Annotated in this window: 16 protein-coding genes and 1 pseudogene; 14 read left to right on the plus strand and 3 right to left on the minus strand. The window is 43.9% G+C overall.

All coding sequences use genetic code 11. The features are described 5' to 3' along the window. The first annotated feature begins 302 nt into the window (after positions 1–302). From PX482_RS05170 to PX482_RS05220, 11 genes are all read left to right on the plus strand, one after another. The gene (locus PX482_RS05170) at positions 303–587 is read left to right on the plus strand and encodes a Nif11-like leader peptide family natural product precursor (protein WP_002759324.1); all 285 of its coding nucleotides are present in this window, start codon (positions 303–305) and stop codon (positions 585–587) included. A 619-nt stretch (positions 588–1,206) separates the two neighbouring features. Further along, positions 1,207–1,518, plus strand: coding sequence for a carbon dioxide-concentrating mechanism protein CcmK (locus tag PX482_RS05175; protein WP_002734613.1), 312 nt, complete (start codon positions 1,207–1,209; stop codon positions 1,516–1,518). A gap of 66 nt (positions 1,519–1,584) precedes the next feature. After that, the gene (locus tag PX482_RS05180; RefSeq protein WP_002733426.1) at positions 1,585–1,926 is read left to right on the plus strand and encodes a carbon dioxide-concentrating mechanism protein CcmK; all 342 of its coding nucleotides are present in this window, start codon (positions 1,585–1,587) and stop codon (positions 1,924–1,926) included. A 32-nt stretch (positions 1,927–1,958) separates the two neighbouring features. Beyond that, positions 1,959–2,270: a beta-carboxysome shell vertex protein CcmL gene (gene ccmL, locus PX482_RS05185; RefSeq protein ID WP_002759323.1), complete on the plus strand. Its 312-nt coding sequence runs from the start codon at positions 1,959–1,961 to the stop codon at positions 2,268–2,270. Between the two features lie 70 nt (positions 2,271–2,340). After that, the gene (locus PX482_RS05190; protein WP_288056945.1) at positions 2,341–4,299 is read left to right on the plus strand and encodes a RuBisCO small subunit-like domain-containing protein; all 1,959 of its coding nucleotides are present in this window, start codon (positions 2,341–2,343) and stop codon (positions 4,297–4,299) included. 131 nt (positions 4,300–4,430) lie between these two features. Continuing rightward, on the plus strand, positions 4,431–5,093 hold the full coding sequence (gene ccmN, locus PX482_RS05195; protein ID WP_288056948.1) for a beta-carboxysome scaffolding protein CcmN: 663 nt from the start codon (positions 4,431–4,433) through the stop codon (positions 5,091–5,093). A 551-nt stretch (positions 5,094–5,644) separates the two neighbouring features. Further along, the gene (locus PX482_RS05200; RefSeq protein WP_002753365.1) at positions 5,645–7,060 is read left to right on the plus strand and encodes a form I ribulose bisphosphate carboxylase large subunit; all 1,416 of its coding nucleotides are present in this window, start codon (positions 5,645–5,647) and stop codon (positions 7,058–7,060) included. A gap of 130 nt (positions 7,061–7,190) precedes the next feature. After that, positions 7,191–7,589 (plus strand): RuBisCO chaperone RbcX, encoded by a 399-nt coding sequence (rcbX, locus tag PX482_RS05205; RefSeq protein ID WP_061430949.1) that lies wholly within the window; start codon positions 7,191–7,193, stop codon positions 7,587–7,589. A 15-nt stretch (positions 7,590–7,604) separates the two neighbouring features. Beyond that, positions 7,605–7,940 (plus strand): ribulose bisphosphate carboxylase small subunit, encoded by a 336-nt coding sequence (locus PX482_RS05210; RefSeq protein ID WP_002741682.1) that lies wholly within the window; start codon positions 7,605–7,607, stop codon positions 7,938–7,940. 209 nt (positions 7,941–8,149) lie between these two features. Next, complete coding sequence (locus tag PX482_RS05215) at positions 8,150–9,325, plus strand: ImmA/IrrE family metallo-endopeptidase (protein ID WP_288094563.1); 1,176 nt, start codon at positions 8,150–8,152, stop codon at positions 9,323–9,325. Next, positions 9,325–9,858, plus strand: a complete 534-nt coding sequence (locus PX482_RS05220; RefSeq protein ID WP_002777280.1) for a PIN domain-containing protein — start codon at positions 9,325–9,327, stop codon at positions 9,856–9,858. Before PX482_RS05215 ends, PX482_RS05220 begins: the two co-directional genes overlap by 1 nt. A gap of 598 nt (positions 9,859–10,456) precedes the next feature. On the opposite strand, the gene PX482_RS05225 is transcribed toward PX482_RS05220, so the two are convergent. Together PX482_RS05225 and PX482_RS05230 are read right to left on the minus strand one after the other, a co-directional pair. Beyond that, a complete protein-coding gene (locus tag PX482_RS05225; protein ID WP_002759315.1) occupies positions 10,457–10,765 on the minus strand; it encodes a DUF4926 domain-containing protein in 309 nt (102 codons plus the stop codon). Next, positions 10,762–11,112 carry a DUF6883 domain-containing protein gene (locus tag PX482_RS05230; protein WP_159247607.1) on the minus strand — a complete coding sequence of 117 codons (351 nt, stop codon included), beginning with the start codon at positions 11,110–11,112 and terminating at the stop codon, positions 10,762–10,764. The genes PX482_RS05225 and PX482_RS05230 overlap by 4 nt, the downstream gene beginning before the upstream one ends. A 730-nt stretch (positions 11,113–11,842) precedes the next feature. On the opposite strand from PX482_RS05230, the gene PX482_RS05235 reads away from it, so the two are divergent. Further along, the gene (locus tag PX482_RS05235) at positions 11,843–13,159 is read left to right on the plus strand and encodes an AAA family ATPase (protein ID WP_002759313.1); all 1,317 of its coding nucleotides are present in this window, start codon (positions 11,843–11,845) and stop codon (positions 13,157–13,159) included. Further along, positions 13,159–13,626 (plus strand): hypothetical protein, encoded by a 468-nt coding sequence (locus PX482_RS05240; protein ID WP_002759312.1) that lies wholly within the window; start codon positions 13,159–13,161, stop codon positions 13,624–13,626. The genes PX482_RS05235 and PX482_RS05240 overlap by 1 nt, the downstream gene beginning before the upstream one ends. 363 nt (positions 13,627–13,989) lie before the next feature. On the opposite strand, the pseudogene PX482_RS05245 reads toward PX482_RS05240, so the two are convergent. Next, positions 13,990–14,430, minus strand: a pseudogene (locus tag PX482_RS05245) (dynamin family protein); the annotation flags it as partial. Positions 14,431–14,506: 76 nt separating this feature from the next. Between PX482_RS05245 and PX482_RS05250 the strand changes: the two are divergent. After that, positions 14,507–14,662 carry a hypothetical protein gene (locus PX482_RS05250; RefSeq protein WP_155120391.1) on the plus strand — a complete coding sequence of 52 codons (156 nt, stop codon included), beginning with the start codon at positions 14,507–14,509 and terminating at the stop codon, positions 14,660–14,662. Positions 14,663–14,845: the final 183 nt, after the last annotated feature.

Below are 14,845 nucleotides of genomic sequence, written 5' to 3' on the forward strand. Positions count from 1 at the left end.
GAGTTAAAAGCCCCGATGGGTTACGCTACCGCTAACCCATCCTACAAATGATTGTGCCTCCCTACTTATGTTTTTTGGCAGTCGATGTTCTGTATCCCAGACTAGATAAGATTTTCAGATATCTTGTTCCCCTGTCAGCAGAATTGCCCTTAAACCATCCTCAGCCATACAAGCAAAGAAAAACGAAACTTTTGCTTTGAGGATATCTCCTGACTGGTAGGATAAAAATAAACCATAACTAGGCAGTTTAACCTCCACGCCGCCGAGGCCACACCTTTAATCATCAAAGGAAAAGTATTTATATGTCTAAAAATCAAGTGTTCGACTTTTTCGCCTTAGCCGCTAAAAACGAAGAATTGGGTCAAAAAATGCGCTCAACCCAAGATCCTCAGCAATTACTAGAGATAGCTCGCTCGCAAGGCTTCGATTTCTCCCTTCCTGAATTAGAAGCGGCACTCAAATCCTTGCACGAGAGTCCCGACTTTTTCCAAAAGTTAGCTCATGCAGTGTTAGAAGTTTTCAGTCCTAACCACGATAATTATCCCTCGATCGGTGTCCAACCCTACGAAGGTGAGATCGATCGCTAGAATCAGTGATCAGTGATCAGATGTGAGTTTTCAGTTCACTGATTACTGTTCACTGTTTACTGATCACTGAAAAAGGCTCCCCTTCTCCCCACTCCCCCACCCCAGCCGTATATAGTATAAAAAAATTATAAAAAAGCCGAAATCAGGGAAAATAGGCTTTTATCTGCCAATAAATCCAGCAGAGACAAGCAAGCCGCCAAGAGAAAACTTAAAGCGGAAATCGGCTCATAGCAAAGGTTTTAGCGGTAAATCTCCTGAGAATTGCTGAGGCTGATGGGCGAAGTCAAGGAATGATTAACTTTCGTTAACCTGAAGATGAGAAATAATCATAATGTTTTATATTGTCAAAGGTGTCATAGTTTCCTATGCTTTTTTTAGGTTGATAATTTTGCCTGACTCGTCAAATTTTTACCAACCGGCCCTAGAAAATAAAATTAGTGGATGAAAACGGTCACGATCGAGATAAAATTCAGGATGGTCTTACCCACCTTGCCACGATCCCGACTGCCACCAGAGCTAGAGCAGGAAAAGTAACAAGGAAAGAATTTGACTGAAACAAAATTGATAACGCTAACAAAATTAATAGTTTAGTTTGGCTTGACAAGCGAGGAACAAAAAAATGCCAATTGCAGTAGGAATGATTGAAACCCTAGGATTTCCCGCCGTTGTGGAAGCGGCCGATGCCATGGTCAAAGCCGCCAGGGTGACTCTAGTGGGTTACGAAAAGATCGGTAGTGGTCGCGTCACTGTCATCGTCCGGGGAGACGTTTCAGAAGTGCAAGCTTCTGTGGCTGCCGGAGTGGAAAACGCCAACCGGGTTAACGGAGGACAAGTGCTATCTACCCATATCATCGCTCGTCCCCACGAAAACCTCGAATACGTGCTGCCCATTCGCTACACCGAAGAAGTAGAGCAATTCCGCAGCTATTAAACACCGTTGATCGGGGTCAGCATCTATAGAGTCGAAGAAAGCCAACCATTAGGAGACAAAAATATTATGTCAATTGCAGTGGGCATGGTGGAAACCTTGGGTTTCCCGGCCGTCGTCGAGGCGGCTGATGCCATGGTGAAAGCCGCCCGCGTAACCCTAGTAGGTTACGAAAAAATTGGTAGTGGTCGCGTCACCGTCATCGTCCGGGGGGACGTTTCGGAAGTACAGGCCTCCGTATCGGCGGGGACAGAAGCGGCATCTAATCGTGTTAAGGGTGGTCAAGTCCTCTCGACCCACATCATCGCCCGTCCCCACGAAAACCTCGAATACGTTCTTCCCATCCGTTATACAGAAGCCGTGGAACAGTTTCGTGAAAGTGTTAACCCGCAACCTTTAAGACGAATCTAGAGCGCAACTAACTTTTAGTGTAAACAAATTCCATGCAAATTGCCAAAGTTTGCGGCACCGTCGTTAGCTCCCTGAAACCGCGCAGTATGACGGGAGTGAAACTTCTGCTTTTGCAATTCATCGACGCACAGGGGCAACTTTTGCCTAAATACGAAGTAGCGGGTGATATTGTCGGAGCGGGGATTAATGAATGGGTGCTAGTGTCCCGGGGAGGAGCAGCTCGGATCGAAGACGGGCAGAACAATCGCCCCCTTGACGCGATGGTGGTGGGGATTATTGACACTATAACCGTAGAAAATCGCACCCTCTACAGCAAGAGGGACGAATTTCGTCAATCCGGTTAAACATCGATAGAACCCAAACACAGTTAAGTAACAACCAGCCAGCCAAATTCAGTATGGAGGAAGACTAACTATGGTCGTCCGCACAACGGCGGCTAGTCCGAAAAAGCGGACCAAATCCCCAGAGGAAACGCACATAGACGAGAGTGCCAAAGTCCACACCTTCTCTAACCTCAGTGGCGCTATCGAGATCGGGGCGCGAGTGGTGATTGCTCCGGGGACTTCCATCCGCGCCGATGAAGGAACCCCCTTTCACATTGGCGACGACAGCAAAATTCAGGACGGAGCAATCATCCACGGTTTAGAAAAAAGCCGTGTGGTGGGAGATGACGGCCGAGAATATTCGGTGTGGATCGGCCGGGGCAGCTGTATCACCCACATGGCACTCATTCACGGGCCTGCCTATGTGGGCGATCGCTGTTTTATCGGTTTTCGCTCCACCGTCTTTAATGCCCGCATCGGGGCCGATTGCATCGTCATGATGCACGCCCTCGTTCAAGACGTGGAAATCCCCGCCGGGAAATTCGTGCCATCCGGTTCCGTGATCACCAGCCAACAACAGGCCGATCGCTTACCCGATGTCACAGAAATCGATCGAGCCTTCACCCGTCACATTGTCGATATCGACCTCGCCCCCAGCGTCCCGGTCAAAGCCCACAGCCCAGCGACTCCTCCACCGGCAGCCGCTATAAACATCGCTAATGAGACGCTATATAGAAATTCGGTGACACCTATGAGTTTAAATACAAACATTCGAGCGCAGGTTCGCTCCCTCCTCTCCCAAGGCTACAAGATCGGCATCGAATACGCTGACAAACGCCGCTTTAAAACCAGTTCTTGGTTAAGTGCCGGCTTTATCGACGGCGGCCGCGAAGAACAGGTATCCCAATCCCTAGAAGCCTCCCTGAGAGACCTGCAAGGCGAATACGTCCGCCTGATCGGAGTAGATCCCGCCGCTAAACGGCGCATACTGGAAATGATTATCCAACGCCCCGAAGACACCCCGGGAGAACCGGCCCGCACCACCACCGCCGTCCACGGCGGTCATGGCAACGGTAACGGCCATTCCGACCTGTCCGTACAAGTGCGTTCCCTGCTGGCCCAAGGACTGAAAATCGCCACCGAACACGCGGATAAACGCCGGTTTAAAACCAGTTCTTGGTTAACCGGACCGGCGATCGAAACCAAGAGCGAAGCGGGCATCATTCGCGATATTGAAGCGATCGTGACTGAAAATAGCGATGAGTACGTCCGTCTGATCGGGATCGACCCGCAAGCGAAAAAACGCGTCGTCGAAATGATTATTCACCGCCCCGGCAGCACCCCCGCTAGTAACGGCAGCGGCAAAGCCAGCAGCTACAGCGCCCCCGCTAGTAACGGAGCCAGTTATAGCAGTAGTGGTAGCTTAAGTGGGGAAACGATCGCTCAAATTCGTTCCCTGCTCGCCCAAGGCTACAAAATCGGCACCGAACACGCGGATAAACGCCGGTTTAAAACCAGTTCTTGGCAGAGTTGCGCCCCGATCGAAAGCAATCGCGAATCTGATGTAATTACTGCTTTGGAAGATTGTTTACGGGAACATAGCGGCGAATACGTCCGCTTACTCGGTATCGATGCTAAAGCCAAAAAACGGGTTTTAGAAACGGTGATCCAGCGTCCCGATGGTTCGGTGAGTAGTAATGGCAGCAGTAAAACCGCCACCGTTGCTGAACCGAGTTTCAAAAGCTATGCTTCTGGTTCTTCTGGCGGCGGTACTGCCACTTTAACCAGTACCTTAACCGCAGAAACGATCACTCAAATTCGCTCTTTATTGAACCAAGGTCACAAAATCGGGGCCGAACACGCGGATAAACGTCGTTTTAAAACCAGTTCTTGGCAAAGCTGCACCCCGATCGAGAGCAGTCGCGAATCCGATGTGGTGGCCGCTTTAGAAACCTGTCTGCGCGACCATCAAGGGGAATACGTTCGTCTGATCGGGATTGACTCCCAAGCGAAACGCCGTGTTCTCGAATCGATTATTCAACGCCCTTAATTTCAGGACTCGGCGATCGGTGAAGGGAGATAGGTGTTAGGTGTTGGCGGACTGGGAAAAATACCCGAAACTCTAACCCCTACCCCCTAACCCCCGATCACTGATCACTGATCACTGAATAACTGTCAATTATGTCCTTACCCCCCGTTCAACCTATTAGCCGCTCGGAATTCTATGTCAATGGTGATGTAACCATTGATGAGAGTGCGATCGTGGCTCCGGGGGTGATTCTCCGAGCAGCCCCCAATAGCCAAATAATTATCGGTGCGGGTGCTTGCCTGGGTATGGGAACAATTTTAACCGCCTATCAGGGTGTTATTGCTATCGGTGCGGGAGCAATTTTAGGTACAGGTGTTCTCGTCGTCGGTCGGGGTGAAATCGGTGAAAATGCCTGTATTGGGTCAACCACAACGATTTTTAATGCTTCTGTGGCAGCGATGTCGATCGTGCCGTCTGGTTCCCTGATCGGAGATACTTCCCGTCAAATTACCATCGAGGTGTCAGCGACCCCATCGGAACCGGAAAGACCCCCTTTACCGGAACCGCAACCCGTAGTCAGTCAAGTGTCCCCAGTGCCGTCAGTGGAGGAAGTGATATCCGAAACCGTGGCCAGTCCTTGGGATGGCGAGGAAATGGTCGCCGAGGCCAGTCCCGCGGAAACCAGAGAACAAGCATCTACTACTAACCGACCGAATCAAGCATCGGTGGTCGGAAAGGTCTATATCAATCAGTTATTGGTCACGCTATTTCCAGAACGTCATCGTTTTAATGGCAACAATAACCATAATTCTTGAAGGGGAAAATAATCGTTCACAAGCCAAAAATCTCAACAATAATTACTAAGTAATTAGACCTAATTTATCTAGAGTTCACTGCTGTCTAACTGTGCTCTAGGTACTGGGTATAATTGCTTAGAAATCCAGTTAATATTTAGCGATTGCCGACAATTTTTTGAGGTTGTAATTATTGATAATCTTCCTCAATTAAAGAGTAGTTTTAATCGCTCAAAGCCTGATGAGCAGAAGTTTCTGCGTGTCAATCAGGTAAATTTTTGTTGATTTTTTTGTGTTTTTGTAGAGATTGTTAAAGTTAGATGACGACAGATTAAAGAAACTAATCCCCCCGAGAAAAAAAAACAATCAAAATTTTAGGGATAGAGAAAAAAAATGATCAGAATAGGATAAAGTTCGTGTTAAGATGATCAGTTGAAAAAAACATTAGTGAAAATTGCTCCCTAACTTCGCTCCTGGCAGCAGGGGAAAGGAGCTTAAGAAAAATCTATGTCGGTTGACGGCGAGATTTTACAGGTGCGACTAATCATGCAGTTTATGGAGGAATAATCCCAATGGTGCAAGCCAAATCCAAAGGTTTCCAGGCCGGCGTAAAAGACTACCGACTGACCTACTACACCCCCGACTACACCCCCAAAGATACCGATCTACTAGCTTGCTTCCGGGTGACACCCCAACCCGGAGTTCCTCCGGAAGAAGCAGGTGCGGCAGTAGCGGCGGAATCTTCCACAGGTACCTGGACCACCGTTTGGACCGATAACTTAACCGACCTCGATCGCTATAAAGGTCGTTGTTATGATATCGAACCCGTACCCAACGAAGATAACCAATTCTTCTGTTTCGTTGCCTATCCTTTAGATCTATTTGAAGAAGGTTCCGTCACCAACATCCTCACCTCGATCGTTGGTAACGTTTTCGGTTTCAAAGCTCTACGCGGTCTCCGTTTAGAAGATATCCGTTTCCCCGTCGCTTTAATCAAAACCTTCCAAGGTCCTCCCCACGGTATCACCGTTGAACGGGACAAATTAAACAAATACGGTCGCCCCCTACTCGGTTGCACCATCAAACCCAAACTCGGCCTTTCCGCTAAAAACTATGGTCGTGCCGTTTATGAATGTCTCCGCGGTGGTTTAGACTTCACCAAAGACGACGAAAATATTAACTCTCAACCCTTCATGCGTTGGCGCGATCGTTTCCTTTTCGTCCAAGAGGCGATCGTTAAATCCCAAGCAGAAACCAACGAAGTTAAAGGACATTACCTCAACGTAACTGCTCCTACCTGCGAGCAGATGATGCAACGGGCTGAATTCGCTGCCGAAATCAAAACCCCCATCATCATGCACGACTACCTCACCGGTGGTTTCACCGCTAACACCACCCTAGCGAAATTCTGCCGCGACAAAGGGTTACTGCTCCACATTCACCGGGCAATGCACGCGGTTATCGACCGTCAGAAAAATCATGGTATCCACTTCCGCGTTTTGGCTAAGTGCTTACGTCTCTCTGGTGGTGATCACCTGCACTCGGGAACCGTTGTCGGTAAACTTGAAGGTGAACGCGGAATCACGATGGGTTTTGTTGACCTGATGCGTGAAGACTATGTAGAAGAAGATCGCGCTCGTGGTATTTTCTTCACCCAAGACTACGCTTCCTTACCCGGGGTAATGCCGGTTGCTTCTGGTGGTATCCACGTTTGGCATATGCCCGCGTTGGTGGAAATCTTCGGTGACGATTCCTGCTTACAGTTCGGTGGTGGAACCCTCGGCCACCCCTGGGGTAACGCACCTGGTGCCACCGCTAACCGTGTGGCTCTGGAAGCTTGTATCCAAGCTCGTAACGAAGGACGCTCCTTGGCCCGCGAAGGTAACGACGTTATCCGGGAAGCTTGCCGTTGGAGTCCTGAACTGGCTGCCGCTTGCGAACTCTGGAAAGAAATCAAATTCGAGTTCGAGGCTATGGATACCCTCTAATACAGCCCTTCAGAAGGTTGTTAGCAGTTATCGGTGCAAAATAATGCCGGGGACTTGCCCAAAATCGGGAAGCAGTCGCTAGAATTTCAACACTGATAACTGTCTAGCCAATAACTGAAAACTGTATAAAATGTATCCGAAAAAAGTTGTTCAAGATACCGCGAAAGTCTTACAAAGTTACCTAACTTACCAAGCGGTTCGCACGATTATCGATCAATTGTCAGAAACTAATCCCACTTTAGCTATTTGGCTGAGTCACTATACTTCTAGCCATTCCATTCAGGATGGCGAGGCCTATATTGCGGGGTTAATGGCTGAGAATAAAGAGTTAGTTTTGCGGATCATGACGGTAAGAGAACATCTAGCCGAACAGGTTTTAGAGTTCTTGCCAGAGATGGTAAAAACGGGAATTATTAATGACAATACCGAACATCGTCGGCAACTTTTGGAACGTCTCACCCGTACTGCTATAAGTCAACCAGAGACATCGGAATTAAATCTCGATGTTGATGATCTACCCAACCCATAAGGAATCAAGAAACCCATGAAAACTTTACCTAAAGAGAAGCGTTACGAAACTCTTTCCTACTTGCCCCCCCTCACCGATCAACAAATTGCTAAACAAATTCAATACATGATCGATCAGGGTTATATTCCTGCTGTGGAATTTGAAAAAGATCCCAAACCCGCGGATTATCATTGGACGATGTGGAAACTGCCTTTATTCTCTGTTTCTGGTCCCCAAGAAGTTCTTAATGAAGTTCGCGAGTGCCGCACTGAATATTCTGATTGCTACATCCGCGTTATCGCTTTTGACAACATCAAACAATGTCAAACCATGAGCTTTATTGTTCATAAACCCAATGCTGGCCGCTACTAATTTGGCTGTCATCTAATTATTAACTGTTGAGGGGGGTTCTTAAACCTCCCTTTTTTTTATTTGTCTGGTACAATTTTTAGCAAGAGTGAATCCGAGCTAGAAATAGGGGAGCATCTCACCTTTAATTGAAATGACTATATAATTACTCACTTGCATAAATGAAATGCTCCCAATATAATGGGACTGGATTCCTGTTTTTCTCATTAGCGATGGCATTTGATTATGTAGTTTTAGGCAGAAAGCTCAAGAAAGCGCGGGAAAGCCTTTTAATTGCTCCGCAAGAGTCGGCATTGCGTCTTCAAATCAGTTTGCAGGAATATCTAGATATTGAAGAAGGCAGGAATGAAATTACTGGCGACCAGTTGGTCTTGTTATCTGTTATGTACCGCCGTGACTTCAGGTACTTCGTTACAGGCGACTACCCATCAGCAGAGTCCCAAGTTCAAGAAATATTTCGTCGCAACGCTGCCCTTTCCAAAAGCGATCGCATTGCTATTCAGGAATTTGTTCGGCTTTGTGAGTACGAAGATTTCCTAGAAAGGGAAGTATTTCAGCGTCAGCCTACAAAGATTCCTAATTACGCACAATATCCGTTTAATCATAGCTACTTCAAAAGACAAGGTGAAGAAGCAGCTTCTTTGGAGAGAGAACGTTTGGGTTTAGGGCAACAGCCAGTAGAAAATATATTTGAGTTAATCAGAAATCAAGGCATTCATATATTCAAACGTCAATTAGAAGATAAAAATATATCCGGACTATATATTAACCATCCGGTAGCTGGTCACTGTATTCTCATCAACTATCTTGATGATTTATACCGACAAAATTTTTCTGCCGCTCATGAGTACTGTCATGCTTTATTTGACTCTTCTGAAGGGCAGGAAGTTACATACTTAAAATCTTTAAATGCTCGGTCTGAACTTGAGTGGAGAGCCAATAGTTTTGCAGGCAGCTTTCTAGTTTCAAAACAAAGAATTGAGTCAGATTACTCACCCGCAGAAAGCTACGAAGCTTGGGTTAGTCTCATTCGGCGAATTGCTGAACGATTTCGAGTCAGTTCTCAAGTGGTAATTATCCGTTTATCTGATCTTAAATGGCTCAATGAAGCTTTAAAAGATCAATTAATGCAAGAAAAACGTTTGGTCATTAAACATGACGAGAAATTTGATCCTGAGACTCCACCAACGCTATCTTCAGGTATGCGAAGTAAATCTGCACAAATTATACGTCAAGGTTTGTCCTGGCATTTCATTGATTTGTGTACAGAGGCATATAGAAGACGAGAGATTACTCACCATAAGCTCCTAGATATGCTACTGCTACCTTTGGAAGATGGTTATCAGCTTCTAAATGAACTTCTAACGTTTTTGGAGGTCAGTAGTTAATGATGGGCGTAGTATCTATCGATACTTGTGCGATTATTCACTTCATGTACATTAATCGCTTTCATCTTCTTAAATTGCTTGGATACTCTGTGATTACTACAGTGTATGTTCAATTAGAATTTGAGCAGGGACATTCTGATAGTTTAAATTATTACAAAAAACTAATTGATTATGGTGAAATTACAACATTTCCTCTAGAGATCGAGGATTTAGTTGAGATGTCAAACGTCCCTCAATCAAAACGTGCGAGTGATGCAGAACTGTCCTGTTTTGTTGTTGCCAGACGTATCGGTGGCAAAGTGCTGACCGATGATAGAAAGGCAATAAATTATATTCGGCAATACCTTCAAATGCCGAAAGATACTATTACTCAACTGGTGGAGGTTTTGATAGAAGCTTATTTAGCAGACCATTTAGGGGATCATGAGCTTAGATCAATTCAGGAAATTCTGGAGAATAATAAGTTCAAGATTAAGTTCGACTTAGCTCGTGAGGCAGCAAAGAGAAGATGGATGATGGATGAGAAGTGTTGAACGATAGTGAGATTTCCAAGGCACTGCGTAGCAGCACGCCGCTATTACCTGGTGCTTTAATAAAATGTAACGCACCTTGTCTGTGGGGTGCTAAGTTAACATCAACATAGGAATTATAACTATTACTGGACTTATACCATTTTTCTTTATTTGCGTCACAACGAATGCAGGCTTGGCAAGCATTCGAGCGTGGATGTCTGTCATGGATTTAGAAATTTGGTATTACCCCTTGACAAAAGACCATAACCCGTGCTGTATCTGAATGGGGTTTTACTGGGTACAAATTAAGGAAACCCCAAATAAATCTAACGCCTTCGAGCCGTTGCTTTTTTATTTTTTGATTCGATTCGTCAAACTATACCGATATTTTCTAGGTGTCGATAGCCTTGAATAGAGGTTCCTTTTAGGTTCAAAAATTTATCAACTATCATAAGTAAAATAATCTCGTTTTTGGCGATTATATCAAATCTTAACTCTATTGTCTATCTTTGTGGCCTTAACTTGTTTGTGCCTTCAGTCCTTCCCTATATGAATTTCAGCTTTTATTTTAAGTTAATTATTTGCATAACAATTATGGAATAGCCTATTTTTTCCGATTTTATTGATACAAAGAGCGGGTGAAATCTAAAACTTTTTGTTGCTTTTCTTTGGGTAATTTATCGATTAAAGCTGTTAGCTTTTCTGTTAAAGATAACCAAGTTTTGTTCTGAGCTTTCCAGATGACAATAAATTGCTGCATTGGGAGAGAACAAAGGGCTATAGTTTCCCCTAGATCATTACTAAATTCAATTTCGTAACAACCATCATTGTAGTCTTCAACAATTGTCCCTTTTTCTCCCATTATTAAGTTATGTTCAGGCAAGTCAACTAATAATTCCACAAGGTCAAATAATTCTGGTTTAATCATGGTCTTTTTCTCACATATAAAGTTACTAATTTAGCTGTATCACTATCAGGCTCAACAATCCATCCAGTCCTCACTATTTCTTGTTGCCCTGGTTCAATTCCTGTAATTTCTAGGTCAACTTGATAGCGTTTGTCATGTCGATCTGTACTTTGATAAACAGCTTTTGCTTCAAGGGATTTGTTAGCGATTTGTTGTAGAAGTGGCTCATAATTATCTTGAGTATATCCTAAGTGGCGTTGAAACATGATGGCTTTATTTAATCCTTTTGGATTGTCTAAATTGAGAGCATATTGGGTTAATTTTCTAGAATCTATTTTGACTTTGTTGACAATATCTTTTAATTTCATTGGAATTAAGACGATTATTAATTTTGACTTTGCCTCTAGTTTCATATTTCATAAGGGAGCATCTCACCCTTGCAATAAGTAGAAATGCTTAATGAGATCAATAAAAAAGTTAAAAAAGGCAACCATTTAGCTCTGGACTTTACCCGTACAAAAATACTAGCTATGGCTAAAAGTCTTACAGAGCCTGAGTTAAAGCAATATAATACTAACGGACTACTGAACACAAAATCCTGAAGTCTTTACGCAGATAGGGTTTGAGGCAAAAATATTCCAATTTGACCTTTCGACCATTATAGCTTGTTTCGGGGCAGAAAACCAGCAAAAACATGGCTACAGAGGGAATTGCTTACTCTAGAGATTAATGACATCATCTGTGATCATAAGGTTAGCGATCACTATAAAGCCAACTCCACAGAATCGCTCTACTCTAGATACAGTCAACGGTACAGCCATTTTCAAGGGGAAAATGTACCCAGTAGCGTCTTTTCAATTTTTTCTGAGAAGCCCCATGCAGTAAGGGTAAGGGTTCCGCCCTAATGCCAATAAACAGCGACCTTATCTCCCCACGCCTAGATTATACTGTTCGGATATGCCCTGCCCTACAGTTTGAGTTTTCAAGGTTATGGGTGCTAGTTTTCGGTACTTGTTAGAGTCTATAAGCTGCGCTGGTATTGGAACTTTTAGTACAAATGCTCAAACTGCACCAGTCAAGATTTAATGGGTGAAAAGTATGTTAACATCGCTGACTCTTCGGAATTTCAAAAGCTATCAGGAGGCAACCTTGTCTCTAGCACCCATCACCTTTTTAATCGGTGCTAATGCGTCAGGAAAAAGTAATGCACTAGAAGCAATTCGCTTACTTTCGTGGTTAGCGAAAGGCAGCAGGTTAGATGACATTGAACGCAACATTCAAAGCGGGAATGCAATTGCTCGTGGACAAGCGATCGATCTTTTCGGTGCAGAAAAACAGTATTTTACCTTGGGAACACACATTGATAACGCTCCTGACGGTTGGACTGATTTTGAGATTGAAATTGGGCTATTATCAGACCAACTTATTATAATCGGAGAAAGTGTCAGTAAAGCTAATAAAGATCAGGAATTAACACTTTACAAAATTGATAGCGATCCTAACCCGCACACCGATGAAATTAGGGTGATGTATAACAATTTTAACAAAGGTAAAAATAAGCCCCACATACCTTGCTCTAACCGACAAGCCATTTTTTATCAATTGGAAACTCCCAGTCGGTTCCAGCAAAGTCATACTAAATCACAAAAAATTATTCCAGCAGTTACTAAAGTAATTCGAGAAACCTTGAGGAATATCGTCTTTCTTGATCCTCGTCCAGCAGTAATGCGGGATTATGCTTACGCTAAAGATGATGATATTAAAGAAGATGGCTCTAACCTTTCTAGTGTTCTTTACGCAGTTTGTCAGCAGGGAGAGACTCAAAAAAACAAGTTGCTTGACTTCATTCGTTCATTACCAGAACAGGATATTACCGATATTCGCTTTATCATTACAGACCGCAACGATGTTATGGTGAAACTAATAGAGTCTTTTGGGAACAAAGAACATCAGATAGATGCTCCTTTGTTGTCTGATGGTACTCTGAGAGTTTTAGCGATTGCTGCAACTCTACTAAGTGTAAATCCTGGAACTTTCGTAATTATTGAAGAGATCGATAATGGTGTTCATCCCAGTCGTGCAGATAATTTAGTTAAGCAAATTCGGGAGATCGCCTTAGAAAGAAAACTGAGGGTACTGATCACCTCCCATAACCCGGCGTTATTAGATGCAGTACCCGATAGTGATATTGGAAATGTACTTTGTTGTTACCGAGATCCGCAAGCAGGAGATAGTCGTATTGTCCGATTAGCTGATTTAGAGCGTTTCCCCGAATTAATTGTGCAGGGAACTCTTGGTCAGTTGATGACTAAACAAGTATTAGATAAGTTCTTAAAGGATAAGTCCACAGCAGAACAACGTCAACAAAACGCGCTAAGTTGGTTAGAGCAATTAAAACAGGGAGAAGTAGCCTGATGGGAGCTATTTGTCTGATCGATACTTCGATCTTTTTAGAGATACTTAATGTCCCCCACAAAGCGAGTCAATCTGAGTTAATACTTCAAGAGTTAAAAGAGAAAATTGAAGCTGGGGAATCTCTTTTTTTGCCAATGGCGACCATTCTGGAAACTGGCAATCATATTGCCAAGGCCAAAAAGGTAGATGGCAATCAGCGACGTATTTGTGCAGAAAAATTTGTAAATCAGGTAACACAAGCTCTTGAAGGAAAATCTCCCTTCACCCCCATTAGTTTTCTAAAGAAAGAAGACCTGCAAGGATGGTTAAAAGAGTTTCCTGATGAAGCGATGCAAGGTAGGGGACTGGGAGACCTTTCTATCATTCATGATTGGCAAAGAATTTGTGATCAAAATCTAGGCCGCCGCGTCTATATATGGTCTTTGGACAAACACCTTAAAGGTTACAATCGGCCACCGAAGTTATGAGTAATTGACTACGGATTTACTTTTAATAGTCGATTTGTAGTTTAAGAGGTGGAGATTTAATTAGGGTTGGCTGAATAAATCTAAAAATCTTGCTGGATAAGACTTTTAGACCTTTTTGGAAATCAAAAAGTACCGGACATGGGAGTGAGCGGGGGGAAAATTCAGGGACTTTTTCCCTGAAAATTAGGTAATTGACCACCTCAAAATCGGTAAAACCCCACACCCTACACCCCACACGCTGCCCCCAGGAAAAACTTTTTCAGCAAACCCTAATTAGGATTAGCGAAGCTTAATCCACATCCCCAAATCACCGTAATTCACCGCCATCGTCGCAATAATAGCGGTGCTTTGCTATAGCTAACGCTACTGAGAGGAACTATTTCTTTTCAAGGCAATTGCTAATTGTCTCAGTCGTTCACTAACTTCTAAATTAAATTCTTGAGATTGCAAATTAGCGGGTAATTCTGCTACAAGCTGAGGATTCTCTTTATACCATTCGTTTTGAGCGACACCTGCCCATGTTCCTTCTTTTTCTCGAAAAATATCCACTAATCCTCTTAATTCTTGAATACAGTAGGACTCAAATCCTGCAGCTTCAAAAATACCATGGCGTAGATATTCTTCAAAAGCGTTAATATCATTAGTTACTTCAAAGGTAACAACCTCTCTGGGTGGGGTTAATTGGTCAGCCAAATCGATAACTGTATCTACCGTCATTCCGATAACGTTTTTGGCAATTTCTGTTACACCTAACACCTGTTGACGAAGACTAGGATTAAAGAGTAAATCAGAACCATACTTAACTGAAACAGTCCAGTAGGGTGTGTTAGCGTTAGCGTAACGCACGAATTTTGAACATTAGATAAGGTGGGTAGAGTCGATGGGAGATATTATCCTCCGCACCTCTCTCTTAGAGCCGAGCGTGCGACTTTCACCGCACTCGGCTCCCGATAATCTTAGCTTTCACTTTTGCACCTGTGGATGTAATCGTGGCATGATTCGTGTACTGCCAAAAGATTATTGGCTCGACCATTAGCGTGATTTCTATCGATGTGGTGCAGATGTAGGTGGTGATTCGGTAGTAGTGATGGCGGCTTAATCCTTTGCTTTGCTGTGCATTGTAAGCTAAAACGCACTTAAACCACCTAAAATAGAAATAGTAACTTGAGAAAAATCCTACTTATGCCAGCCAAAGATTTCCTAGACTTAGAAGAAAAGA

The organism is Microcystis sp. M53602_WE12 (assembly GCF_030065455.1).
Classification (GTDB): domain Bacteria; phylum Cyanobacteriota; class Cyanobacteriia; order Cyanobacteriales; family Microcystaceae; genus Microcystis; species Microcystis aeruginosa.

Coding starts and splice junctions, on each gene's coding strand:
- PX482_RS05220 (WP_002777280.1), top strand. CDS start 9,325: ATGATGGGCGTAGTATCTATCGATACTTGTGCGATTATTCACTTCATG.
- PX482_RS05235 (WP_002759313.1), top strand. CDS start 11,843: ATGTTAACATCGCTGACTCTTCGGAATTTCAAAAGCTATCAGGAGGCA.
- PX482_RS05170 (WP_002759324.1), top strand. CDS start 303: ATGTCTAAAAATCAAGTGTTCGACTTTTTCGCCTTAGCCGCTAAAAAC.
- PX482_RS05250 (WP_155120391.1), top strand. CDS start 14,507: ATGGGAGATATTATCCTCCGCACCTCTCTCTTAGAGCCGAGCGTGCGA.
- rcbX (WP_061430949.1), top strand. CDS start 7,191: ATGTATCCGAAAAAAGTTGTTCAAGATACCGCGAAAGTCTTACAAAGT.
- PX482_RS05215 (WP_288094563.1), top strand. CDS start 8,150: ATGGCATTTGATTATGTAGTTTTAGGCAGAAAGCTCAAGAAAGCGCGG.
- PX482_RS05175 (WP_002734613.1), top strand. CDS start 1,207: ATGCCAATTGCAGTAGGAATGATTGAAACCCTAGGATTTCCCGCCGTT.
- PX482_RS05225 (WP_002759315.1), bottom strand. CDS start 10,765: ATGATTAAACCAGAATTATTTGACCTTGTGGAATTATTAGTTGACTTG.
- PX482_RS05180 (WP_002733426.1), top strand. CDS start 1,585: ATGTCAATTGCAGTGGGCATGGTGGAAACCTTGGGTTTCCCGGCCGTC.
- PX482_RS05240 (WP_002759312.1), top strand. CDS start 13,159: ATGGGAGCTATTTGTCTGATCGATACTTCGATCTTTTTAGAGATACTT.
- PX482_RS05210 (WP_002741682.1), top strand. CDS start 7,605: ATGAAAACTTTACCTAAAGAGAAGCGTTACGAAACTCTTTCCTACTTG.
- PX482_RS05200 (WP_002753365.1), top strand. CDS start 5,645: ATGGTGCAAGCCAAATCCAAAGGTTTCCAGGCCGGCGTAAAAGACTAC.
- PX482_RS05190 (WP_288056945.1), top strand. CDS start 2,341: ATGGTCGTCCGCACAACGGCGGCTAGTCCGAAAAAGCGGACCAAATCC.
- ccmL (WP_002759323.1), top strand. CDS start 1,959: ATGCAAATTGCCAAAGTTTGCGGCACCGTCGTTAGCTCCCTGAAACCG.
- PX482_RS05230 (WP_159247607.1), bottom strand. CDS start 11,112: ATGAAATTAAAAGATATTGTCAACAAAGTCAAAATAGATTCTAGAAAA.
- ccmN (WP_288056948.1), top strand. CDS start 4,431: ATGTCCTTACCCCCCGTTCAACCTATTAGCCGCTCGGAATTCTATGTC.